Source organism: Streptomyces tibetensis, from assembly GCF_040647715.1.
Taxonomy (GTDB): Bacteria; Actinomycetota; Actinomycetes; order Streptomycetales; family Streptomycetaceae; genus Streptomyces; species Streptomyces tibetensis_A.
In genome coordinates this window covers 158544-181794 of sequence record NZ_JBEZCR010000005.1, presented here as the reverse complement: position 1 = coordinate 181794, position 23251 = coordinate 158544, and the positions used below count along the sequence as shown (strand labels likewise).

Here is a 23251-nt window from a genome sequence, read left to right as displayed (position 1 = left end):
GTTGATCCGTCAACTTCATCTCGTCGAGCTGCACTTGCCACCCCACTCTGAGCAGCGGAAACTGTAAACGATGACGTAGAGCCCACCGACGCTCCGACTCTGCGCCGCCCCGAGGGACGAACAAGGGGGTGACCCGGTGGAGAACGAACTGCACATCCTCCTCACCGAAGAGGACGCGGAAGCCGAACGCGTCGCGGAGCTGACCGGCTATCTGCGCGAGGAGCTGCTCGACCTCGACGTGGACGACGTCACCACGCTCCCCGGCGGGGAGGCCCCGCCCGGAGCGCGGGCCGTGGACGTCACCCAGATCGGTGCCCTGCTGGTGACCCTGGGCAGCTCGGCGACCGCCCTGAACCAGGTGATCACCGTGATCCGGTCGTGGATGGGCCGTCGCCACGACACCCACCCGTCCTTGCGCCTGCAGATGGGGGACGACGTCCTGGAGGTCTCCGAGGCCACCGACGATCAGGTCGCCCAGGCGTTCAGGACCTTCGTCGAGCGCCATTCGAAGGCCGGAGCCGAGCCATGACGGACTCCAGACACGCGCTGATCATCGCCAACGACCGGTACACCGACCAAGGGCTCAAGAAGCTCAGGGCCCCCGCCCAGGACGCCGCGGCTCTCGAGCGGGTGCTGCACGACCCGCAGATCGGCGACTTCGAGGTGGAGGTCGTGCACAACGCCTCGGCCGACCTCATGCGCAGACGCATCCAGGGCTTCTTCAACGACCGCCGCCGCGCCGACACCCTCCTGCTGCACTTCTCCTGCCACGGCCTCAAGAGCGAGTCCGGCGAGCTGTACTTCGCCGCCAGCGACACCGAGCCCCCGCTGCTGGCCGCCACCGCTGTCGCCTCCCAGTTCGTCCGCGGCTGCATGTCCGGCACCCGGGCCGGCCGCAGCGTCCTGTTCCTCGACTGCTGCTACGGGGGCGCCTTCTCGCGAGGCTCGGCCTCGGTGCGCGCCGCGGGGGACGTCAACGTCCTCGAGTCGTTCGCGAAGGACGAGCCGGTCAGTGGGCGGGGCTGGGCCGTCATCACCGCGTCCGACTCCATGGAGTACTCCTTCGAGGGCAGCGAACTCGCCGAGAACTCCGCTCCGCGGCCGTCGGTGTTCACACACGCGGTGGTCGAAGGCCTGGAGACCGGCGAGGCCGACCTCGACGGGGACGGCAACGTCTCCCTGGACGACCTGTACGAGTACGTCTACCGGCACGTACGGGAGCAGAACCCCCACCAGACACCGAAGAAGGCGGCGGAGCTGCAAGGGGAGCTGCACCTGGCACACAGCCGGCGCGGCGGCATCAAGATCGTCGCCATTCCCTCGCCGCCCTCCTTGCGGGCGGCCATGAACAGCGACGAGTTCCTCACCCGGCGGGGCGCCGTCACGGAGCTGTGCACGCGACTGCAGCGCCCCGAACTGCCCGTGGCGGAAGGGGCGCGCCAGCACCTGGCGGAGGTCGCCCACAACGAGGTCCAGCCGCTCGCCGATCAGGCGGCCGCCGCCTTGAGCGAGATCCGCCTGGCACCGTCCCCGGACCACCTGGACTTCGGCCGGGTGAAAAGGGGCTCGGCCCCTCCCGGGCGGTCCGTGACCATGCAGGGCCCACCGCTGGCCCGTCACTGCGTGGTCCAGCCCCAACAGCCGTGGCTGCGGGTCGATCCGACCCAAAGCGGTCTGGAGGTCCACGTCGACACCGCTGCCACGGGGCACCTCTCCGGGAACCTCGTGCTCAGGGGCGTGGCCGACGAGTCGGTGATCCACGTCGAGGCGGAGGTGACCCCGGCGGACGAGGACGGTCCCCCGAAGCCCGAACCGGACGTCCCGAACGACTCACCACCGCCGAAGACCCGAGCGGAGGACAAGCGGCACACGGTGGTCGTCGAACCCCCGCGCACCCCGCCCAGGCCCGAGGAGCCGCCCAGGAGCACGGGGGACCGGGAGCGAACGGACCGGAAGACCCCGTCCCGGCGCGCTCCCGCCCTCGCCGGCGCAGCCCTCGCCCTCGCCGTCACGGCGCTCGCCATGCTGGTCATGACCATCCAGAGGGGAGCGGTAGCCGTCGCGGAGCGGGCCGACGCAGGGGTGTACGGCAACGTCGAGGACGACATCCGCGGACAAGGAGCACTCACACCGCTCATCGTGTGCCTGATCACCGGCGGGGCGGCGCTGATCGTCGGCGCGTTCGCCCGGCACGATCTGCACGAACGGCGGGAGCACTACACGAGCCGGGCGGCCGGCGGCACACACAGCCTGACCTCGCTCGCGAAGGGGCTGGCGATCCCCGCGCTGATCCTCGCCGTCCTCGCGGGCATCGCTTACCTGGTGGGCAGCAGTCACTGGTGACCGACCGCCGCCCCGATCACGGCCGGTCCGGCGCTCCGGGCACCTGCGGGGCACGAGGCGCGAGGCACACGGAAGGGCCCGTCGGTTTCCGGGGAAACCGACGGGCCCCTTCGCGCGGCGGCGATCAGACCTTGAGCGGCTCGCCCTCACCGTCCCGCGCCGCCGGCTCGGCGACCGCCTGCGGCGCCTCGTCGTGCGTGAGGTCCGGCAGCCGGTGCAGCCACTTCGGCAGGTACCAGTTGCGCTCGCCGAGCAACGCCATCACCGCCGGCAGCAGCACGCCCCGGATGATCGTCGCGTCGATCAGCACCGCGGCCGCGAGGCCGACGCCCATCTGCTTCATGGACTGCATGGACAGCGTCCCGAAGATCGCGAACACGGCGACCATGATGACCGCGGCACTGGTGACCACCCCGGCCGTGGTGACCACGCCGTGCCGGATCGCGTCCTTCGTCGCAAGCCCCCGCAACCTCGCCTCACGGATCCGGGAGACCACGAACACGTGGTAGTCCATCGACAGGCCGAAGAGGATCACGAAGAGGAACAGCGGCAGCCAGGTGATGATCGCGCCGACGCCCTCCGCACCCACCAGGGACGCGCCCCAGCCGTGCTGGAAGACCGCGACGAGAATGCCGTACGCGGCGCCCACCGACAGCAGGTTGAGCACGATCGACGTGACCGCGATGGTCAGCGAGCGGAACGACACCAGCATCAGCGCGAAGGCGAAGACCACGACGAAGGCGAAGACCGGGAGGACCGCCCCGCCCAGCTGGTCGTTGAAGTCCTTCGACCCGGCGACCTGCCCGGTGATCGGCGCCTCGACGCCGTCGACCCTGCCGAGCGTGGCGGGCCGCACCTCGTCGCGCAGCTTCTCCAGGCTCCCACCGGCCTTGTCCAGGTCGGAGCCGCCGACCAGCGGGACGTACACGTAGGCCAGGTTCTGCGCGTCGTGCAGCTTGATCTCGACCGGACCCCGTGAGGCGCCCGAACTGATCGCCCGCGCGCGGAAGTCGGCGAGCGCGGACTTCACCTCGGGGGAGTTGATGTCCTTCGCCTTGACGACCACCTCGGCCGGCTCGGAGCCGCCGGGGAAGGCGTCGTTGAGCCGGTTGTAGGTCTGCACGATGGGCAGGGAGTCGCCGAACTCCTGGTCCAGGGTGAGCTGCTGGGTCTTCATGCCGAGCGCGGGCGCCGCGACCGCGAGCAGCGCACCGGCCGCCACGACCAGCGAGACGGCGGGCCTGGCGAGCACGACCTTCAGAACGGCGCTCCAGAACCGGCTGCCCTCGGAGGTCCGGCCGCCGGTACCGTTCCTGCGGCGCTTGTCGGGGTGCAGGAACGGGATCCGGCCCTTCTCCACGCGCTCGCCGAGCAGCGAGAGCAGCGCGGGCAGCACGGTCACCGAACCGACCATGGCCACCGCGACCACCATCAGGGAGGCCAGGCCCATCGCCTCGAACGTGGTGAGCCCGGTGAACAGCATGCCCGCCATCGCCACGCACACGGTGACACCGGAGACGATCACGGCACGGCCACTGGTCGCCGCGGCGATCCGCAGCGCGGTCTCCGCGTCCCGGCCCGCCGCCCGCTCCTCACGCTCACGGCGCAGGTAGAACAGGCAGTAGTCGACCCCCACGGCCAGGCCGACCAGCAGCATCACGGAGCTCGCGGTGTCGTCCATCGGCTGCCAGTGGCTGACGATGCTCATCAGCCCCATCGTCGCCATGATCGCGGTGAGCGCGAGCGCCACCGGGAGCAGCGCGGCGACCAGCGCGCCGAACGCGATCAGCAGAATGCCCAGGGCCACCGGCACGGCGGAGTACTCGGCCTTCTGGAAGTCGTCGCCGAACGCGTCGGAGAACGTCTTCATCATGCTGGCGCCGCCGATCTCCTCGATCCGCAGCGACGAGTGTTCCTTTTGCACGCCCGCGACGGCGTCGAGCACGGGCTCGACCCGGTCGCCCGCGGTGTCGGAGTCACCGCGCATGTCGAACTGCACGAGCGCGCTGCGCCCGTCCTTCGAGATCGTCCTCGTGTCGTACGGCGACGTCACGTCGGTGACCCCGCCGGTCCCCTCGACGGCCTCGACGACCGAGGCGACGGCGTTCCTGAACTCCGTGTCCGTGGCCTTGAGGGAACCGTCCTTCGCCTGGACGAGGACGGTCTCATTGGCCGGCTCCTCGATGCCGGCGTCCTCGATGATCCTGGCGGCGGTGTGGGTCTCGCCCGACAGCTGGTCGCTCTCCTTGACGTCGACGGTACCCATCGCCGAGCCGATCCCCATCGCCAGGACGACGAACAGCACCCAGATACCGACGGCGGCCCATCGGTGCCGGGCGCTCCAGCCACCGGCCCGGGCGGCGAAGCCCCGCACCCGTATGTCTCCGTTCCCCATGACCGGCTTGCCCCCTCGTGATGCGGTGGCGGCCCCCTGCCGCCCCCTTCCGCTTCGAAGGTATGGGCCGGATAAAGCCATCTCGTCGTGCTGTCCGGTGAAGTGGCGGCGCCGGAACTCATCCCCACGGACCGAGCCGCCTCCCCACTGGGGAGGACCCCCGGAGACTGTGGTCCCTTACACCTATCGACAGACAAACCGGGCTCCTCGGGTGTGTGGATCCTGAGCAGACGGTTGTGCCCCGCGAAGAGCGATGAGTAATTTACGGGGCCGGGCAGCTGCCCGCGCGGCCGTCGTGCCCACCCCCACGGGGCACGAAGGCCGCTTTATCGTGAGCGGATGACGACGACATACGCGGCGCTGCTGCGCGGCATCAACGTGGGCGGCAGCAGGAAGGTCCCCATGGCCGACCTGCGCACGCTCCTGACGGACCTCGGCCACGACGACGTCCGCACCTACCTGCAGAGCGGCCAGGCCGTGTTCTCCTGCGGACACGGCGGCGAGGAGTCGCTCGCCGCCGAGATCGCGCAGGCCGTCGAGAAGCGCTTCGGGTTCGGCGTCGACGTGATCGTGCGCGACCACGCCTACCTCCGGGCGATCGCCGACGCCTGCCCGTTCCCGGCCACCGGCCTGGAACCCAAGCAGCTCCACGTCACCTACTTCTCCGCACCCGTCACTGCCGACCGCTTCGCGGAGATCGACCAGGACGCCTACCTCCCCGAGGAGTTCCGCCTCGGCGACCGGGCCCTGTACCTGTACGCCCCGAACGGTCTGGGCCGCTCCAAGCTGGCCGAGCACCTGTCGAAGCCGCGCATCAACAAGGGCGTGATCGCCACGACCCGCAACTGGAACACCGTCGTCAAGCTGGTGGAGATGACGGGTGCCTGAGCACAACCCCGCGGTCGAATCCGCGATGGAGGGCGAACTCGCCCTGCTCACCCCGGAGGTCCGCCGCTCGGCCGACCGGGTCGGGGCGCTGCTCCACCCCGACTTCCACGAGTTCGGCGCCTCCGGCCGGCACTGGAGCCGGGCCGCCATCATCGCCTCCCTGGCCGCCACCGCCGAGCCGGGGGACCGCCCCGTCGCCGTCTCCGCCCTGCGCGGCGTCCAGCTCGCCCCGGACCTCGTCCACCTCACGTACGACACGGAGTACGACGGCAGCCGCGCACACCGCAGTTCACTGTGGCGGCGCACGGAGGGCCGCTGGCTGCTCTGGTTCCACCAGGCGACCCCGTTCAGCGCCCGGACAACGTGATCCGGCGCTCTCCCAGGTAGGGCGCGTACGAGGTGATCCCGGCCGGCACGGTCAGCCGCGGATCCGCGAAGAGCCGCGGCCAGTCGTCCTCAAAGCGGGCCGCGGCGACCGCGTCGGCCGCCGCCAGATCGTCCTCGGTGAGAGGCGCGCCCTTGCGGAGCCCCGGCTCCCAGCCGTCCCAGGGGAGCAGCTCCACACCGTTCAGCGCGGCCAGGTCGCGCAGGACGTTGCCCCGAACGAACCACAGGCCGCGCAGGCCTTCGACGGAGCCGAGGCCGCACGTCCCGGGGTCCACCCGCCCCTCACGGCAGGCCCGCCAGACGTCACCGGCCACCAGGAAGGCGCTCCGCGGCACGTCCATCGGGTCGAACGGCACGTCGTACCCGCTGTGGACCTGCGCGTCGGCCAGCCGCAGGCCGCCCTCCGGCGTCCGGTACTCCGTGACCCAGTGGTCCTCGTACCAGCCATCGGCGAAGTAGGTGGCGAACCCGCAGCGCAGACGTGCCGGCGTCCCCGTGGCCCGCAGCAGCGAGCACAGCAGCAGCGAGAAGTCCCGGCAGGTGCCCACGAACCTCCCGCCGGGCGCCCGGGGTTCGGTGAGGGGGGTGTTCCCGCGCTCCCGCAGGATCCGCAGGATCTCCGTGACGTACCGGGACTCGGCGTCGTGGTGCAGCCGCTCCTCGGGCACGTCGTACCCGAACCGCCCGCCCTCGCACCGGTGGATGATCAGGCCCCTGACCAGCGCGGCCAGCAGGCGCGGGTCGCGGGGCAGCCCGCTCGTGTCCAAGTCCCCGGGGTCGCTGTACGGCGTCTGCCGCGAAGAGAAGTCCTCGTTCATGCCGGGACCCTCGGCCCTGCCCCTGGGGCAAGGTCAAGCCGTCGGCCGGTCACCTGAACACCGCCGCAGCCCCCTGCGTACCTAGGGGCGGACGGCACGAGAACGGAGTCTCGCGAGAGGAATCGCACGGCCACCGACAGGAGCCCGCAGTCATGAGCGACACGAACCTCGTCTACGCCTACGCGGTCCTGCGCCGCACCCCCGAGGCCGCGGCGGCCACGCCCCATCTGCGCGGTGTCGCCGGAGAACCGATCCATCTGATCACCCCGGCGGTCACCGGCCCCCAGCTGGCCTTCGCCGTCGGCCACGTCCCGCCCGCCGACTACGGCGACATCCCGCTCCAGGCCCACCTCCACGACGTGGACTGGCTGGAGGCCACGGTCCGCTCCCACCACGCCGTGGTGGCCGCCCTGGTCGCCTCCGGAGCCGCCGTACTGCCCCTGCGCCTCGCCACCGTCTACCGCGACGAGGACGGTGCCCGGCAGGCCCTGGACACCCGGCGGGGCTACTTCCTCTCCCTGCTCGACCGCCTCACGGGCCACGTCGAACTCGAGGTCAAGATCTACGCCGCCCAGGACATCACCCCACCCGGAGCCGACACCGAATCCGCACCGGACCCGGTCACGGGCCTCGGGGTCGGCCGCGCCTACCAGGTCATCCGCCGCCGCAGACAACGCCGCAACGACGAGGCCTGGCGTACCGTCGCCCAGGCCGCCGCCCGCCTCACCGACACGGCCGCCGCCCTCGCCGTCGACCGCGTCGCCCACACCCCCGAACGCGGCAGCCCGGCGAGCTCGGCCCCCGGCACCAACATCGGCAACGACTCCTACCTCGTCCCGGCCGACCGCGTCCACACCTTCCGCACGGGCATCCTCGCGACCGCCGAGGGCGTCCCCGGCCTCCGCGTGGAGATCAGCGGCCCCTGGGCCCCGTACTCCTTCGCCCTGCAACCGGAACCGTACGAGGAACCGGCGGCGTGAGCGTCCCGCAGCCCGGCCCGCGTCAGGCGCTCACAGCCGACGGCAACGGCGTCCGAGCCGCCTCGTACCGCTCCAGCACCACCCGTGCCACCTCCGGCGCCGGGCCCAGGACGTCCGCCAGCACGTCCGCCTCCGCCGCGCCGCGGGCGATACGGTCCGGGAGGAAGCCGGGGGCCAGGACGTACGGGGCGACGGCGACGCGGGAGCAGCCGAGGGCGCGCAGGTCGCGGACGGCGTCCTCGGTACGAGGCAGGGATGCGGAGGCGAACGCAGGCCGCACGGCGCACCAGCCGGTGTGCCGCCACTCCCGCGCGATTTCTGCGATCACTGCGATCGCCTCCGGGTCGGTGGACCCCGCCGAGGCCAGGACGACCCCGGTCGAGGACTTGTCGGCGGGCGTCAGGCCCGCCTCGTACAGGCGCCGCTCCAGCGCCGCCAGCAGCAGGGGGGAGGGACCGAGGACGTCCGCCAGGTGGATGCGCAGCTGCGGCGGCGCGTCCGCGAGGACCGCGGGGATGTCCGCCTTCGCGTGGAACGCCCGGGTGAGGAGGAGGGGCAGGGCGACGACGTCGCGCACGCCCTGCACCGCCAGGGACTCCAGGACCCCTTGTACCGAGGGGACGTTGAAGTCCAGGAAGCCCGTCTCCACCCGTACGTCGGGGCGCGTCGCGCGCACCCGGCGTACCAGGGCGTGCACCGTCGCGGCATGCCGCGGGTCGCGGCTGCCGTGGGCGATGACGAGGAGGACGGGCTTGTTCGTCATGGACTTCAGTTCTTCACCAGCAGGCCGCGGCTGCGCAGCACCCACCGCTCCAGCGGGCTGAAGATCAGCAGGTCGATGGCGATGCCGACGATCAGGATCAGCAGGATGGCCTCGAAGACCATGGCCATGTCGCTGGCGTTGCGGCCGTTCTCCAGCAGCTGGCCGAGACCCACGCCGAGGTCGGGGAAGGACGCGATGATCTCGGCGGCCATCAAGGAGCGCCAGGAGAAGGCCCAGCCCTGCTTCAGCCCCGCCACGTACCCGGGCAGGGCGGCGGGCAGGACGATGTGCCAGGTGCCCTTGAGTCCCGTGGCGCCGAGCGTGCGGCCCGCGCGCAGGAACAGCGGGGGCACCTGGTCGACGCCGGAGACCAGACCGTTGGCGATCGACGGGACCGCGCCGAGCAGGATCACCGCGTACATCATCGAGTTGTTCAGACCCAGCCAGATCACCGCGGGCGGCACCCACGCGACCGACGGCAGGGACTGCAGCCCCGACAGGATCGGGCCGATCGCCGCGCGGATGAACCTCACCCGGGCCACGATCAGGCCCAGCGGCGTGCCGATCAGCAGGGCGAAGAGGAAACCGAGCAGACCGCGCGAGACGCTGGTCCAGATGTAGCCGAGCAGCTCGCCCTGGAGCCAGGCCGTCTGCACGACGTCCCACACCGCGGACGGCGCGGGCAGCTTGGTCGGGTCGTCGACGACCTTGAACGAGACGAGCGCCTGCCAGACCGCCAGTACCAACGCCACGGCGAGGACGGGCGGAAGGATCTTCTGGGTGAAGGTGTGCCGGAAGGGGACCCGGCCCGTCTGCCGCGTCTCCAGCGCGTCGAGGCCCGCCTCCAGCCCGGCGAGATCGTTGCCGTCCTTGGCGACGGCCGTCGAATCAGTGCTGGCCATGACGGCGGATCTCCCCACGCAGTTCTTCGGTGATCTCGACGGACAGCTCCGCCACGGCGGTGTCCTCGATGCGGCGCGGGTGCGGGATGCCGACCGTCCACTCCCGCGCGATCCGCCCGGGGCGGGACGACAGCAGCACCACGCGCTGCGCGAGCCGCACCGCCTCGCGCACGTTGTGCGTGACGAACAGGACGGACACCTGCGTCTCGCGCCAGATGCGGGTCAGCTCGTCGTGCAGCACGTCCCGCGTGATGGCGTCCAGCGCCGCGAACGGCTCGTCCATCAGCAGCAGCTTGCTCTCCTGCGCGAGCGCACGCGCCAGCGCGACGCGCTGGCGCATACCGCCCGACAGCTCGTGCACCCGCTTGCCGTGCGCGCCCTTCAGCCGGACGAGTTCGAGCAGTTCCTCGGCCCGCTCCCGGCGCTCGGCCTTGGGCACGCCCCGCAGCTTCAGGGCGAGTTCGATGTTCTTGCCCGCGGTCAGCCACGGGAACAGCGCGTGCTCCTGGAACATCAGCGCCGGGCGGCCGTCCGTGGCGATCTCGCCGGCGGTGGGACGGTCCAGGCCCGCCACCAGGTTGAGCAGGGTGGACTTGCCGCAGCCCGAGGCCCCCAGGAGGGTGACGAACTCTCCGGGCGCGACATCGAGGGTGATGTCGTCCAGGACGAGCTGCTGTCCGGCGGGGCCCGCGAACGATTTCGACACGTGCTCGATCCGGGCGGCGTGCGTGACCGACTCGGTGCCGTCGGCGGCCTTGGTGAGGGTCGTGGCCATGGTCGTCACCTCCTGGGAACTCTTCACAATGCGGCTTCGGATCGGGCTTACTTCGCGCCGAGACCGGCGTCGTCGACCGCGGGCTCGCCCTCGGCCTTCAGAACCTTGTTCAGCGGCGCGAGGTCGTAGATGCCCTTCAGGTCCGGCTTCTGCAGCAGCCCCGCCTTCACCGCATGCTCCGCCTCGGTGTTGAGGGTGGAGGCCAGCGGGTCGTTGGTGAACTGGATGGACTTCCACGCCGGGTCCAGCACATCGGCGGGCAGCGCCTTGCCGGAGTCGGCCTCCAGCTGCTTGTTCGCCGCCGCCTTCGCCGCGTCCGGGTTGGTGTTGATCCACTTGTTGGTCTCGACCGAGCCCTTGAGCACGGCCTCGACGACCTTCGGGTGCTCCTTGAGGAACTGCTGCCGCACGATGATGTTCGTGATCACGAACTTCTTGTCCGGCCACAGCGTCGACTCGTCGAGCAGCACCTTGCCGCCCTCGGCGACCAGCTTGGACGCGGTCGGCTCCGGCACCCAGGCGCCGTCGATCGACCCGGACTTGAACGCGTCCGGGGTGACCTTGTTGTCGCTGCGGACGACCGTGACGTCACCCTTGCCGCTCTGCGGGTCGACCTTCCAGCCCTGGTCGGCCGCCCAGTTGAGGAACGCCACGTCCTGCGTGTTGCCGAGCTGCGGGGTGGCGATCCGCTTGCCCTTGACGTCCTGCAGCGACTTGATCTTGTCCGGGTTGACCACGAGCTTCACGCCGCCGGACGCCGAACCGCCGATGATGCGCAGGTTCTTGCCCGCGGACTTGGTGTAGCCGTTGATCGCGGGGGAGGGGCCGATCCAGCCGATGTCGATGGACCCGGAGTTGAGCGCCTCGATCTCCGAGGGACCGGCGTTGAAGATGGCCGGCTCGACCTTGGTGGCGCCCAGGGCCTTCTGGAAGAAGCCCTTCTGCATGCCCACCAGCGCGGTGCCATGGGTGAGGTTGCCGAAGTAGCCGATCTTGACGGTGTCGAGACCCTCGATCTTCTTGGCCCCGGCGGCGACCTTGGCGGCGCCGTCGTCCTTGGCCTCGGAGCCGTAGCCGCAGGCGGCCAGCGTGAGCAGGGGAAGTGCGGCGATGACCGCGAAACCGCGGCGCAGAGCGGATGAAGCAGGCACGGGAGGTGGTCCTCTCGGAGGCCCGGCGGTCACGGTCTTTCAGGTCGTGGCCGGGAGGTCGGAAGGTTTTCGTCTACGGCGGTGGGGGGTGAGGGCGCGCAGGCAGTGCGCGTACGTCAGCGCACACATCGCGCCACTCCGCCCTGCCCGCTGCCGAGAGCACCGCTGCCGACGCGGCCGCCCTCCTTCGCGAACGTGGAGTAGAAGTCGGGGGGGTTCATGTCAGAAGTCCCACCCGTCGTCCTCGGACTCGTCCTTGACCGGCTCCGGGGCCGCGAACGACTCACCGACCATGCCGGCGGTGAGGGTCTGGCCGTCGTTCGGGTCGATCAGGATGAACGAGCCGGTGCGGCGCGAGTCGGCGTAGGAGTCGACCGGCAGCGGCTCGGCGGTGCGGATCTTCACCCGGCCGATGTCGTTGGCGACGAGCTGTCCCGGATGCGGGTGCAGGGACAGGTCGTCGAGCGTGAGACGGGACGGGATGTCCTTGACGATCGCCTTGACCGTGCGGGTGCCGTGCTTGAGCAGCACCCGGTGCCCGACCGTCAGCGGGGCGTCGGCGACGTGGCACACGGTCGCCTCGATGTCCTGCGTGGTCGCGGGCGCGTCCTTGCTCGGCACGATCAGGTCGCCGCGCGAGATGTCGATGTCGTCCTCCAGCAGGAGGGTCACCGACTGGGTCGTCCACGCCACGTCGACCGGCTCGCCCAGCAGGTCGATGCCGGAGATCTTCGAGACACGGCCCGACGGCAGCACCGTGACGGAATCGCCGACGCGGAAGGAACCGGCCGCGATCTGACCGGCGTAACCCCGGTAGTCCGGGTGGTCCGGGTTCTGTGGGCGGATCACGTACTGCACGGGCAGCCGGGCGTGGCAGTGGCTCAGGTCGTGGCTGACCGGCACCGTCTCCAGGTGCTCCAGCACCGTCGGGCCGCCGTACCAGTCCATGTTCGCGGACGGCTCCACCACGTTGTCGCCGACCAGCGCCGAGATCGGGATCGCGGTGACCTCGGGGACGCCCAGCTCCGTCGCGTACGCCGTGAACTCCTCGGCGATGGCGGCGAACACCTTCTCCTCGTAGCCGACGAGGTCCATCTTGTTGACGGCGAGGACCACGTGCGGCACGCGCAGCAGGGCGGCGATGGCCGCGTGCCGGCGGGTCTGCTCGACCACGCCGTTGCGGGCGTCGACCAGGATCACCGTCAGCTCGGCGGTGGAGGCGCCGGTGACCATGTTGCGCGTGTACTGCACATGCCCGGGGGTGTCGGCGAGGATGAACCGCCGCAGGGGCGTGGCGAAGTAGCGGTACGCCACGTCGATGGTGATGCCCTGCTCCCGCTCGGCCCGCAGACCGTCGGTGAGCAGCGCGAGGTCCGGCGCCTCCTGGCCCCGGCTCGCGGAGACGCGCTCCACGGCCTCCAGTTGGTCGGTGAGGACCGACTTGGAGTCGTGCAGCAGCCGCCCGACCAGGGTGGACTTGCCGTCGTCGACGGAGCCCGCGGTGGCGAACCGCAGCAGGGTGGTCTCCGCGAGTTCCTCGGTGGTGATCGTGCTCATCTCTAGAAGTACCCCTCGCGCTTGCGGTCTTCCATCGCTGCCTCGGACATCTTGTCGTCGGCGCGGGTGGCGCCGCGCTCGGTGAGCCGGGAGGCGGCGATCTCCACGATCACCTTCTCGATGGTGTCGGCCTCGGAGTCCACCGCGCCGGTGCAGGACATGTCACCGACGGTCCGGTAGCGCACGAGCCGCTTCTCGACCCTCTCGCCGTCCTTCGGCCCGCCCCACTCGCCGGCGGTCAGCCACATGCCGCTGCGGGAGAACACCTCGCGCTCGTGCGCGTAGTAGATCTGCGGCAGCTCGATGCCCTCGCGGGCGATGTACTGCCACACGTCGAGCTCGGTCCAGTTGGACAGCGGGAACACGCGGACGTGCTCGCCGGGCGCGTGCCGGCCGTTGTACAGGTTCCACAGCTCCGGGCGCTGGCGGCGCGGGTCCCACTGGGAGAACTCGTCGCGCAGGGAGAACACCCGCTCCTTGGCCCGGGCCTTCTCCTCGTCGCGGCGGCCGCCGCCGAAGACGGCGTCGAACTTCTCCGCCTGGATCTTCTCGGTCAGCGGCAGCGTCTGCAGCGGGTTGCGGGTGCCGTCCGGGCGCTCCTTGAGGACGCCGCGGTCGATGTAGTCCTGGACGGAGGCGACGTGCAGCCGCAGCCCGTGCTTCTCGACCGTGCGGTCGCGGTAGTCGAGGACCTCGGGGAAGTTGTGCCCGGTGTCCACGTGCAGCAGCGAGAACGGCACCGACGCCGGCCGGAAGGCCTTCAGCGCCAGGTGCAGCATGACGATGGAGTCCTTGCCGCCGGAGAAGAGGATCACCGGCCGCTCGAACTCGCCCGCCACCTCGCGGAAGATGTGTACCGCCTCGGACTCGAGGGCGTCGAGGTGGGAGAGCGCGTACGGGCTTTCGGTTCCCTCGGAAACGGTGGCGACGGTCGTCGTCATGCCAGTCCCCTTTCGCTGAGCAGGGCGTAGACGGACGCCGCGGACTCCTGCACGGTCTGGTTCTGCGACTCGATGCGCAGGTCGGGCGACTCGGGCGCCTCGTACGGGTCGTCGACCCCGGTGAGCCCCGTGAGCTCGCCCGCGGCCTGCTTGGCGTACAGGCCCTTCACGTCCCGCTCGCTGCACACCTCGACGGGCGTCGCGACATGGACCTCGACGTACCCGGTGCCGTTCGCCTGGTGGCGCTTGCGTACCGCCTCGCGGCTGTCCTGGTACGGCGCGATGACCGGGACGAGGGCGAGCACGCCGTTGCGGGCGAGCAGCTCGGCGACGAAGCCGATGCGCTGCACGTTGGTGTGCCGGTCCTCGCGGCTGAAGCCGAGGCCCGCCGAGATGAACTCGCGGATCTCGTCGCCGTCGAGCACCTCGACCCGGTGGCCCTCCTCGCGCAGGCGGCCGGCCAGTTCGTAGGCGATCGTGGTCTTGCCGGCGCTCGGCAGACCCGTGAGCCAGACGGTGGCTCCGGTCGTCACGTCACTCTCCTGACTTGTCGTCGTCATCCGTGCAGCCCGCACTCGGTCTTGCTGCGGCCGGCCCAGCGGCCGGCACGGGCGTCCTCGCCCTCCAGGACCCGGCGGGTGCAGGGGGCGCAGCCGACGGAGGCGTAGCCGTCCATCAGCAGCGGGTTGGTGAGCACCCCGTGTTCGGTGACGTAGGCGTCCACGTCGTCCTGGGTCCAGCGGGCGATCGGGGAGATCTTGATCTTCTGCCGCTTCTCGTCCCAGCCGACCACCGGGGTGTTCGCCCGGGTCGGGGACTCGTCACGGCGCAGGCCGGTCGCCCAGGCCTGGTAGTCCTTCAGGCCCTCCTCCAGCGGCTGCACCTTGCGCAGCTTGCAGCACAGGTCGGGGTTGCGGTCGTGCAGCTTCGGGCCGTACTGCGCGTCCTGCTCGGCCACCGTCTGGCGCGGGGTCAGGGTGATGACGTTGACGTCCATCACGGCGTCGACCGCGTCACGGGTGCCGATGGTCTCCTCGAAGTGGTAGCCGGTGTCGAGGAAGACCACGTCGACGCCGGGCATCGCCCGGGAAGCGAGGTGGGCGACCACCGCGTCCTCCATCGAGGAGGTGACGCAGAAGCGCTTGCCGAACGTCTCGGCCGCCCACGTGAGGATCTCCAGCGCGGAGGCGTCCTCCAGGTCACGGCCCGCCTGCTCGGCGAGCTTCTTCAGGTCCTCGGCGGAGCGCTCGTCCTGAACGGTCGTCATATCTGTGCTCCTCCCGATGCGGATCGCTTCGCTCCCCGGGACAGCAGCCCGAGGAACTTCAACGAGAAGGCCCGGTTGCACGCCGCGCATTCCCATGCGCCGTGCCCGCCGTCGGCGGCCTCGCTCGGACGCAGGTCCTCGTCGCCGCAGTAGGGGCAGTAGAACGGGGCGGCTCGCTCGCTCACGACAGGGCCTCCTCGCCGGCCCGCGCCGCCCAGGTGGCGAACCGCTCGCCGTCCTCGCGCTCGGCCTGGAACCGCTTCAGGACCCGCTCGATGTAGTCCGGCAGTTCCTCGGAGGTGACCTTCAGGCCGCGCACCTTGCGGCCGAAGCCCGCCTCCAGGCCCAGCGCCCCGCCCAGGTGCACCTGGTAACCCTCGACCTGCTCGCCCTGGTCGTCGAGCATGAGCTGGCCCTTGAGACCGATGTCCGCGACCTGGATACGGGCGCAGGCGTTCGGGCAGCCGTTGAGGTTGATGGTGAGCGGCTCGTCGAAGTCCGGCAGGCGGCGCTCCAGTTCGTCGATCAGCTGCGCGCCGCGCTGCTTGGTCTCGACGATGGCGAGCTTGCAGAACTCGATGCCGGTGCAGGCCATGGTGCCGCGCCGGAACGTGGAGGGCCGGGCGGTCAGGTCGAGCGCCTCCAGGGCCTCGACGAGCGACTCGACCTGGTTCTCCTCGACGTCGAGGACGATCATCTTCTGCTCGACGGTGGTACGCACCCGGCCCGAGCCGTGGGCCTCGGCGAGGTCGGCGATCTTGGTGATCGTCGCGCCGTCGACGCGTCCCACGCGCGGGGCGAAGCCGACGTAGAACCGGCCGTCCTTCTGCCGGTGCACACCGATGTGGTCGCGCCACTGCTGCGACGGCTGCTCGGGAGCCGGCCCGTCCACCAGCTTGCGCTTCAGGTACTCGTCCTCGAGGACCTGCCGGAACTTCTCCGCGCCCCAGTCGGCGACGAGGAACTTCAGGCGGGCGCGGGTGCGCAGCCGGCGGTAGCCGTAGTCGCGGAAGATCGAGATGACGCCCTCGTACACGTCCGGCACGTCGTCGATCGACACCCAGGTGCCGAGGCGCACGCCCAGCTTGGGGTTGGTGGACAGGCCGCCGCCGACCCACACGTCGAAGCCCGGGCCGTGCTCGGGGTGCTCGACGCCCACGAACGCGACGTCGTTGATCTCGTGCACCACGTCCAGCAGCGGCGATCCCGAGATGGCCGTCTTGAACTTGCGGGGGAGGTTCGAGTACGCCGGGTTGTTCAGGACGCGGCGCTTCATCTCCTCCAGGGCCGGGGTGGCGTCGATGATCTCGTCCTCGGCGATGCCCGCCACCGGCGAGCCGATCATCACACGCGGGGTGTCACCGCAGGCGGTGACCGTCGACAGGCCGACGCCCTCCAGCCGGTTCCAGATCTCGGGCACGTCCTCGATCCGGATCCAGTGGTACTGGACGTTCTGCCGGTCCGTGATGTCGGCGGTGCCGCGCGCGAACTCCTGCGAGATCTCGCCGATGACCCGCAGCTGACGCGTGGTCAGCGCACCGCCGTCGATCCGGACGCGGAGCATGAAGTACTCGTCGTCCAGCTCCTCCGGCTCCAGGACGGCCGTCTTGCCGCCGTCGATGCCGGGCCTGCGCTGCGTGTACAGACCCCACCACCGCATACGACCGCGCAGGTCGTTGGGGTCGATCGAGTCGAAGCCCCGCTTGGAGTAGATCGTCTCAATGCGTGTCCGCACATTGAGACCGTCGTCGTCCTTCTTGAACTGCTCGTTGCCGTTCAGTGGGGTGTGGTGCCCCACGGCCCACTGACCCTCACCGCGGTGACGGCTCACCTTGCGGCGTGGAGTCGCGGCGGCAGGCTTCTGCGGGGTGGCGGCCATGGTTGATACGTCCTTCGGGACAGCAGTGGGCAGGTGTCGGCGCGTGGCGCCGTCGATGAGGGGTGACGGGCGGGAGGCTCTGACCTGCGCGCGTGGACGCATGGGCAGAGGGCGCGTCATTGCGCGGGAGTGAGGCTGGAAAGAAAGATGTCGGGCCCGGGCTGAGTACGCTCAGTGCGCCGGACAGATGGCGCTGGACATGCGGCCGAGGTCGACGTGCCGCCGACTCACCAAGGCAATTCCAGTTCCAGACATGACGGAAGCGTGTCACGGCGATCTGGACACAGTCCAGCTTTGTCCAATATGCGGACACTCCCGTCTCGCAGGGCAAGACGGGAGTGTCGTTGGTCACATCGGGTGCCCCTGAGGTGTCCGTCCAGGTCAGGTGGGGAACGCCCCAGGCCACGGTCCTGGAGCGGCAACCTCCGCCTCCTCCTCGACCTTGGTGTCGAACAGCTTGAAGCCGCGCCGCTGGTAGTTGTCCATCGCGTGCTCGCCGTCCTTGCTGCAGGTGTGCAGCCAGACCCGCTTGGTCGGCGTCAGCCCCGCCCAGCGGTCCGCGAGGTCCCAGGCGCGGGCCGCGCCGTACGACAGCAGGTGCCCGCCGATGCGCCGGCCCCGGAACGCCGGGAGCAGTCCGAAGTAGACGATCTCCACGACCGCGTCGTCCTGCGCCTCCAGCTCCACGAACCCCGCGGGCGTGCCCCGGTCGTACGCCACCCACGTCTCCACGCCGGGCCGCTCCAGGTGCTCCACCCACCGCGCGTACGGCCAGCCGAGCCGGTCCGTCCAGAGGATGTCGCCGCCCACCGACGCGTACAGGAACCGGCTGAACTCGGGCGAGGGCACCTCGGAGCGGACGACCCGGACGTCCCCGTCCGGCGCGGCGGCCGGCAGCAGGTCGGTCGGGGCGGTCTGCTCCAGAGACCAGGTGGTTACGGCGATGGTCGGCATGAGGGTCAGCAAACCATCAGCGGTGACGACCTGTCGAACGCCCCGTCCCACGGGAGGGGGCGTCCCGAAGCCGGTGGAAGAGGGCCTTCGGTCACGTCATCGCAAAACCCAAATTGCAAAACTAAAGACGGGATCAAGACTGCACCGGGGTCCCGGAAAAGCGTTGACCGGTGCGTCGCGATCATGCCAATCTCAGGCCGTTCGACAAGAAATTGCACGGCCTCCCCCCACCCCCTTTCCACGCCTGCCTCCGGGCATTCGGATGAATCGGAAGAAGTGCATCATGGCCAGTGCTCTCACCGCGGTTCGGCATGTCGAAAGACGGGCGGTGGCCCTCGCCCTCGCCGTCCTCTCCTGTGCGGCTGCCACCACGGTCGCCACCGGCGGCCAAGCCCACGCGACCACCCCGATCTACACCTCCTCGCCGTGCATCTCCCGTGACTCCCGGGGATACGACCCGGACTGCGAGGCCGACCTCTTCATCAACTACAACTCCTCGCCCCAGAGCGGCGTCAAGCCGGCGCCGGGCGCGGCGGCCTCCATGTACGGGGACGTCTACGACTTCTCCGGCGGCCTGGACGGCAACGGCATCTACGTCTTCGTCTTCAGTACCGGAGGCAGCCTCCCGGGCGCAGGGCAGAAGATCAAGAACAACGCCGCCGCCGCCGACCCCTGCGGTGTGAACAACTACCGGATCTACTACAACTCCGGCTACACCGGCCACTCCCAGTACTTCGGCTCCGACCAGTTCTGCGGCGCGGACTTCAACTTCGACTCCACGCTGAAGAACGAAGACGCCTCCGAGCACTGGTCCTGACGGCGCTCGTGACCGGGCGACCCGTCGCGGCAGGGGAGAGATGATGCGCAGGTCGAGGGCCGCACGGCCCCTGGTGGCCGTGGTGGCGGGCGCGCTGCTCGCCCTGGCCGGATGTTCCCCCTTCGGCGCAACCGGCGATCCCGCGGCGGGAGATGCCCGTCCCGCGGGGTCCGGCACCCCCGCCTGGCCCGCGACGACGCCCCGGTCGGGACTCGCCAAGGGCCTGGTCCTCCCGCTGGAGGCCTACATGGAGCCGTACGCGGACACCGTGGCCGTCCAGCAGGCCGTCGACCGGCTCACCGCGCGGTGCATGAAACGGTACGGCTACGCCTACACCGCCCCGGCCCGAGGCATGACCCCACCGCCCAGCAGCGACGACTCCAACATGCCCCGGCGCTACGGCATCACCGACCGGGACCAGGCGGCCCGGTACGGCTACTTCCTCGGCGACTCGGGCCGCACACCGCCCCCGGCGCCGAGGCTCACGGCCGCCGAGACGGCCGTGCTCACCGGGCGGCTGGCCGTCACACCTGGGGCGAAGAGGGCCCCGGCGCGGATCGACGGCAGGCGCATCCCCGAGGACGGGTGTCTCGGGGAGTCGATCCGCCGGATCGGTCCGCGCATCGACGAGTCGCCGGCCAGCACGCTCGACTACGAGAGCCTGCGCCGATCGCAGAGCGACCCCCGCGTCCTGGCCGTCGTCGGCGCCTGGTCGCACTGCATGAAGGCGAAGGGCTACACCGTCGACAGCCCGCTCGACGCCGCGAAGCTCACCCCCGACACCCACCACGGACAGGCCGACCGGGCCGACATCACCACGGCCCTGACCGACATCGACTGCAAACGCCGGACCGGTCTGGTCAAAACCTGGTACACCGTCGAATCCGCGATCCAGCGGCAACAGATCGAACAGAACCAGCTTCAGCTGCAGCAGCTGAAAGACCGCATCGCCGCAGAAGTCAAAACGGCCATGGCGGTACTCGGCCGGAATTCCTGAACCGCAAACCTCGAAAATTTCGAAATCGCTGTGTCCTCGAAAGGAATTCCCTTCTCCATGGGATCGCGAACAGTCCGGAGGCGACGCACCGTCGTGGGCGTGGCCACCGCCGCCGGGCTCCTGTCGGTCGGCGGACTGGCCGGGTCGGGACTCGTGCGGTCGCCCTCCCAGGCGGCGGCCGACACCCGCCCGCCACCGCCGAGCGTGATCACCGCGCCGGTGGTGCGGCAGGTCCTGCGCTCCACCGTGGTGCTGCGCGGCACCTTCGCCAACGGGCGGACGGTCTCCGCGCAGCCCACGTCCGTGGCCGGTACCGCGGCTCCGTCCCGGCCCGCGCAGCTCGTCGTGACGGGGGTGTTCACCCGCGCCGGCCGCCGGGTGGAGGCGGCCAGGACACTGGTGGAGTACTCCGGGCGGCCGGTGTTCGCGCTGCCCGGAGCGGTGCCGGCCTACCGCGATCTGGTCTTCGGCGAGCAGGGCGGTGACGTCGGTCAACTGCAGAAGGCGCTGACCTCGCTCGGCTACGGCACCGGCGGTGACGACCGGGGCGTCTTCGGCCCCGGCACCGAGCAGGCGGTGCGCGCCCTCTACCGGCACCTCGGCCGCCCCGTCCCCGTGTCGCGGGACGACGGCACCACCGGCGACGACGAAAGCGGCGGCCGGGGTGACGTGGCTGCCGCCGCGCCGGACGACGCCGGCGCGGCGACGGCGCAGCACCGCGTTCCGCCCGCCGAGCACGCGATGGTGCCGGCGTCGGAAGTGGTCTTCGTGCCGTCGCTCCCGGCCCGGGTGGTGTCCGTCCCGGTGCAGGTCGGGGACCCGGTCAAGGGGCCGGTCATCACTCTCGCCCGAGGCGGCCCGACCCTCACCGGGCAGCTGGACCCGGCCCAGGCAGGCCTGGTCACCGCGGGAATGAAGGTGTCCGTCCTGGCCGAGGCGACCGGTGCGCAGGCCCGGGGCACCGTCGAGTCGGTCGGCGCCCTCGTCACCCCCGGCGACGGCAAGGACGGCCCCGAGGGCTCACCGGACTCCGGCGGCGCGGAGGGCGGCGGGGCGTACCGGCCGCTGGTCGTGAAGCCGGACAAGGCGTGGAGCGCGACCTTCGCCGGCCAGGACGTACGGATCACGGTGACCGCCGCGGCGACCGCGAAGGAGGTCCTCGCCGTCCCGGAGGCCGCGATCACCGCAGGCGCGGACACCCGGACGGCGGTCACGGTGGTCACGGACACCGGTGGCCGGCGGACCGTACGGGTGACGACGGGGGTGTCCGCGGACGGCCTGGTGCAGATCACCCCGGTCGGCGCGCGCCTGGGACCGGGCGCACGGGTCGTGGTCGGCACATGACGGCGGCCCCCGCGGACCCGGCCCCCTCCGACGAACCGCCCGTGGTCCTGCGGCTCGCGGACTGCTCGAAGACCTATCCGGGTTCGCCGCCCGTGCACGCGCTGCGCTCGGCCGACCTGACCGTGCGGGCCGGTGACTACCTGACCGTGGTCGGACCGTCCGGCTCGGGGAAGTCCACCTTGCTGAACCTGCTCGGGCTGCTCGACCGGCCCACGGCGGGCACCTTCACCCTCGCCGGGGTGGACGTGGCCGGCCTGCCGGAACGCGAGCGCACCGCCCTGCGCGGACGCCGCATCGGCTTCGTCTTCCAGGAGTTCCACCTGCTGCCGTACCGCACCGCACGGGAGAACGTCGCGCTGGCCCAGCTCTACGTCACCGGCCGCGCCGCCGACCGCGACCGCGCCGCCACCGACGCGCTGGAGCGGGTGGGCCTGGGGCATCGTCTGCACGCCCTGCCCACCACCCTCTCCGGCGGCGAGAGACAACGGGTGGCCATCGCCCGCGCCCTGGTCAACGAGCCGGACCTGCTGCTGTGCGACGAGCCGACCGGCAACCTCGACTCCGCCACCGCCACCACTGTCATGGACCTGCTCGGGCGCCTCAACGCGGCGGGAGTCACCCTCGTCGTCATCACACACGACCCGGCCGTGGCCGCCCGGGCCCGCCGCCGCGTCACCATCCTCGACGGCCGGATCCTGGCACCCGACGAGCACCCAGGGGCGACGGCGGCCGGACACCCGGCCCTCGGAAAGGCCGGTGCCCCGTGAGGACCCTCCTGCCCCGGCGGGCCGGCACCCGCCCCCTCGCCATCGCCCCGACCCGGCTGCACGTCCGTGACCTGTCGGCCGAGGCCCTGACCGGCCTGGTCCAGCGCCCGGGCCGCTCGACCCTGACCATGCTGGGCACCGTCCTCGGCGTCTGGGCCTTCGTGGCGGTACTCGGCCTGACCTCCACCGCGACCGGCCAGATCACCAAGTCCTTCAGCCTCCTGGAGGAGACCACGGTCACCGTGACGGACGCGGCCCCCGGCAGCACATCGGCCACCGGCTTCCCGCCCGACACCGACGCCCGGCTGAAGCGGCTCAACGGCGTGGTGTCCGGAGGCCTTTGGTGGACCGTGCCGGTACGCGACCGGATCATCTCGCCACGACCGGACGTCACTTCCGCCGACGCGCGAGCCCAGGGATCCGGCATCGGTGTGTACGCCGCCTCACCAGGCGCCCTGCGCGCCATGCGGCCCACCCTCTCCACCGGCACCCTCTACGGCACCTTCCACCAGGCCAGGGGCGAGCGGGTGTGCCTGTTGGGCATCTCGGCGGCCCGGCTGCTGGGCATCAGCCGGCTCGACGGCAGCCCCGCCGTCTTCATCGACGGAACCTCCTACAGCGTCCTGGGCATCGTCGCCGACACCGAACGGCTGCCCCAGACCCTGCTCGGCGTGGTCATCCCCACGACCACCGCGCTGCGCGCCTACGGCGCCCCCGCCGACGCGCCCGCACAGGCACTGATCCGGACTCGCCCCGGCGCGGCCCAACTGGTCGCGCGACAGGCGCCGTCGGCGCTGCGCCCGGACCAGCCGGACCTGATGAAGGCGACACCGCCGCCCGATCCGCACCGCCTGCGGGACCAGGTGGACACCGACCTGTCCGGGCTGTTCCTGGTGCTGGCCGTGATCTGCCTGGTCGTAGGGGCGTTCGGCATCGCCAACACCACACTGGTCGCCGTCCTGGAACGGAGAGCCGAGATCGGCCTGCGGCGTGCCCTGGGCGCACGCCCACGCCACATCACCGCCCAGTTCCTGACCGAGTCCACGGCCCTGGGCACCCTCGGCGGCCTGATCGGCACCTGCCTCGGCGTCGGCACGGTGCTCGGCACCGCCCTGGCCCGGGACTGGACAGCCGTGCTCCAGCCCGCAGCCGTCCTGCCCGCGCCGCTCGTCGGCACCGTCACCGGACTGCTCGCGGGACTGTATCCCGCGCTGCGGGCCGCCCGGACCGAGCCCCTCACGGCGCTGCGCCGGTAAGCCGCCGGCTCTCGACCCCGACTCCGTTCCCGAGCAGCCCCGCCCGACTCCCTTCCCGAGCAGCCCGCCC

At 71.1% G+C, this 23251-nt stretch carries 24 protein-coding genes; 10 read left to right on the top strand and 14 right to left on the bottom strand.

Annotated elements, in window-relative coordinates:
• Positions 1–136: 136 nt before the first annotated feature.
• A complete protein-coding gene (locus tag AB0B29_RS15310; RefSeq protein ID WP_362239121.1) occupies positions 137–529 on the top strand; it encodes a hypothetical protein in 393 nt (130 codons plus the stop codon).
• Entirely contained in the window at positions 526–2343 is a 1818-nt protein-coding gene (locus tag AB0B29_RS15305; protein ID WP_362239119.1) for a caspase family protein, read from the top strand. The genes AB0B29_RS15310 and AB0B29_RS15305 overlap by 4 nt, the downstream gene beginning before the upstream one ends.
• A 124-nt stretch (positions 2344–2467) precedes the next feature.
• On the opposite strand, the gene AB0B29_RS15300 is transcribed toward AB0B29_RS15305, so the two are convergent.
• Positions 2468–4738, bottom strand: coding sequence for an MMPL family transporter (locus AB0B29_RS15300; protein WP_362239117.1), 2271 nt, complete (start codon positions 4736–4738; stop codon positions 2468–2470).
• Positions 4739–5077: 339 nt separating this feature from the next.
• On the opposite strand from AB0B29_RS15300, the gene AB0B29_RS15295 reads away from it, so the two are divergent.
• Together AB0B29_RS15295 and AB0B29_RS15290 are read left to right on the top strand one after the other, a co-directional pair.
• Positions 5078–5626 (top strand): DUF1697 domain-containing protein, encoded by a 549-nt coding sequence (locus AB0B29_RS15295; protein ID WP_362239114.1) that lies wholly within the window; start codon positions 5078–5080, stop codon positions 5624–5626.
• On the top strand, positions 5619–5993 hold the full coding sequence (locus AB0B29_RS15290; protein WP_362239112.1) for a DUF4440 domain-containing protein: 375 nt from the start codon (positions 5619–5621) through the stop codon (positions 5991–5993). Before AB0B29_RS15295 ends, AB0B29_RS15290 begins: the two co-directional genes overlap by 8 nt.
• On the opposite strand, the gene AB0B29_RS15285 is transcribed toward AB0B29_RS15290, so the two are convergent.
• The gene (locus tag AB0B29_RS15285) at positions 5974–6831 is read right to left on the bottom strand and encodes a transglutaminase-like domain-containing protein (protein WP_362239110.1); all 858 of its coding nucleotides are present in this window, start codon (positions 6829–6831) and stop codon (positions 5974–5976) included. The two genes, AB0B29_RS15290 and AB0B29_RS15285, sit on opposite strands and share 20 nt — an antisense overlap.
• A gap of 152 nt (positions 6832–6983) precedes the next feature.
• Between AB0B29_RS15285 and AB0B29_RS15280 the strand changes: the two genes are divergently transcribed.
• Positions 6984–7811 carry a GvpL/GvpF family gas vesicle protein gene (locus tag AB0B29_RS15280; RefSeq protein ID WP_362239107.1) on the top strand — a complete coding sequence of 276 codons (828 nt, stop codon included), beginning with the start codon at positions 6984–6986 and terminating at the stop codon, positions 7809–7811.
• Between the two features lie 22 nt (positions 7812–7833).
• Here AB0B29_RS15280 and AB0B29_RS15275 read toward each other — a convergent pair whose 3' ends face one another.
• The 12 genes from AB0B29_RS15275 to AB0B29_RS15220 form a co-directional block, all read right to left on the bottom strand.
• Entirely contained in the window at positions 7834–8574 is a 741-nt protein-coding gene (locus AB0B29_RS15275; protein ID WP_362239105.1) for a sirohydrochlorin chelatase, read from the bottom strand.
• A 5-nt stretch (positions 8575–8579) separates the two neighbouring features.
• Positions 8580–9476 (bottom strand): ABC transporter permease, encoded by an 897-nt coding sequence (locus AB0B29_RS15270; RefSeq protein ID WP_362239102.1) that lies wholly within the window; start codon positions 9474–9476, stop codon positions 8580–8582.
• Positions 9463–10251 (bottom strand): ABC transporter ATP-binding protein, encoded by a 789-nt coding sequence (locus tag AB0B29_RS15265; protein WP_362239100.1) that lies wholly within the window; start codon positions 10249–10251, stop codon positions 9463–9465. The genes AB0B29_RS15270 and AB0B29_RS15265 overlap by 14 nt, the downstream gene beginning before the upstream one ends.
• A 47-nt stretch (positions 10252–10298) precedes the next feature.
• The gene (locus AB0B29_RS15260) at positions 10299–11402 is read right to left on the bottom strand and encodes an aliphatic sulfonate ABC transporter substrate-binding protein (RefSeq protein WP_362239097.1); all 1104 of its coding nucleotides are present in this window, start codon (positions 11400–11402) and stop codon (positions 10299–10301) included.
• Positions 11403–11624: 222 nt separating this feature from the next.
• Entirely contained in the window at positions 11625–12959 is a 1335-nt protein-coding gene (locus AB0B29_RS15255) for a sulfate adenylyltransferase subunit 1 (RefSeq protein ID WP_362239095.1), read from the bottom strand.
• Between the two features lie 2 nt (positions 12960–12961).
• Entirely contained in the window at positions 12962–13900 is a 939-nt protein-coding gene (gene cysD, locus AB0B29_RS15250; protein WP_362239092.1) for a sulfate adenylyltransferase subunit CysD, read from the bottom strand.
• On the bottom strand, positions 13897–14433 hold the full coding sequence (cysC, locus tag AB0B29_RS15245; protein ID WP_362239090.1) for an adenylyl-sulfate kinase: 537 nt from the start codon (positions 14431–14433) through the stop codon (positions 13897–13899). The genes cysD and cysC overlap by 4 nt, the downstream gene beginning before the upstream one ends.
• A gap of 23 nt (positions 14434–14456) precedes the next feature.
• Entirely contained in the window at positions 14457–15167 is a 711-nt protein-coding gene (locus AB0B29_RS15240; RefSeq protein ID WP_362239087.1) for a phosphoadenylyl-sulfate reductase, read from the bottom strand.
• Positions 15164–15352 carry a hypothetical protein gene (locus tag AB0B29_RS15235; RefSeq protein WP_362239084.1) on the bottom strand — a complete coding sequence of 63 codons (189 nt, stop codon included), beginning with the start codon at positions 15350–15352 and terminating at the stop codon, positions 15164–15166. The genes AB0B29_RS15240 and AB0B29_RS15235 overlap by 4 nt, the downstream gene beginning before the upstream one ends.
• Positions 15349–17046, bottom strand: a complete 1698-nt coding sequence (locus tag AB0B29_RS15230) for a nitrite/sulfite reductase (RefSeq protein WP_362239081.1) — start codon at positions 17044–17046, stop codon at positions 15349–15351. Before AB0B29_RS15230 ends, AB0B29_RS15235 begins: the two co-directional genes overlap by 4 nt.
• 171 nt (positions 17047–17217) lie before the next feature.
• Positions 17218–17301, bottom strand: coding sequence for a putative leader peptide (locus AB0B29_RS15225; protein ID WP_311241247.1), 84 nt, complete (start codon positions 17299–17301; stop codon positions 17218–17220).
• A 126-nt stretch (positions 17302–17427) separates the two neighbouring features.
• Positions 17428–18000, bottom strand: a complete 573-nt coding sequence (locus AB0B29_RS15220) for a GNAT family N-acetyltransferase (protein ID WP_362239078.1) — start codon at positions 17998–18000, stop codon at positions 17428–17430.
• 283 nt (positions 18001–18283) lie between these two features.
• On the opposite strand from AB0B29_RS15220, the gene AB0B29_RS15215 reads away from it, so the two are divergent.
• Genes AB0B29_RS15215 through AB0B29_RS15195 form a run of 5 tightly spaced genes read left to right on the top strand, consistent with a single transcriptional unit; the run spans position 18284 to position 23181 of the window.
• Positions 18284–18817, top strand: coding sequence for a hypothetical protein (locus AB0B29_RS15215; protein WP_362239075.1), 534 nt, complete (start codon positions 18284–18286; stop codon positions 18815–18817).
• 43 nt (positions 18818–18860) lie between these two features.
• The gene (locus AB0B29_RS15210) at positions 18861–19814 is read left to right on the top strand and encodes a hypothetical protein (protein WP_362239072.1); all 954 of its coding nucleotides are present in this window, start codon (positions 18861–18863) and stop codon (positions 19812–19814) included.
• A 57-nt stretch (positions 19815–19871) separates the two neighbouring features.
• Positions 19872–21158, top strand: coding sequence for a peptidoglycan-binding domain-containing protein (locus AB0B29_RS15205; RefSeq protein ID WP_362239069.1), 1287 nt, complete (start codon positions 19872–19874; stop codon positions 21156–21158).
• Positions 21155–21925, top strand: coding sequence for an ABC transporter ATP-binding protein (locus AB0B29_RS15200; protein WP_362239066.1), 771 nt, complete (start codon positions 21155–21157; stop codon positions 21923–21925). The genes AB0B29_RS15205 and AB0B29_RS15200 overlap by 4 nt, the downstream gene beginning before the upstream one ends.
• On the top strand, positions 21922–23181 hold the full coding sequence (locus AB0B29_RS15195; protein WP_362239063.1) for an ABC transporter permease: 1260 nt from the start codon (positions 21922–21924) through the stop codon (positions 23179–23181). Before AB0B29_RS15200 ends, AB0B29_RS15195 begins: the two co-directional genes overlap by 4 nt.
• Positions 23182–23251: the final 70 nt, after the last annotated feature.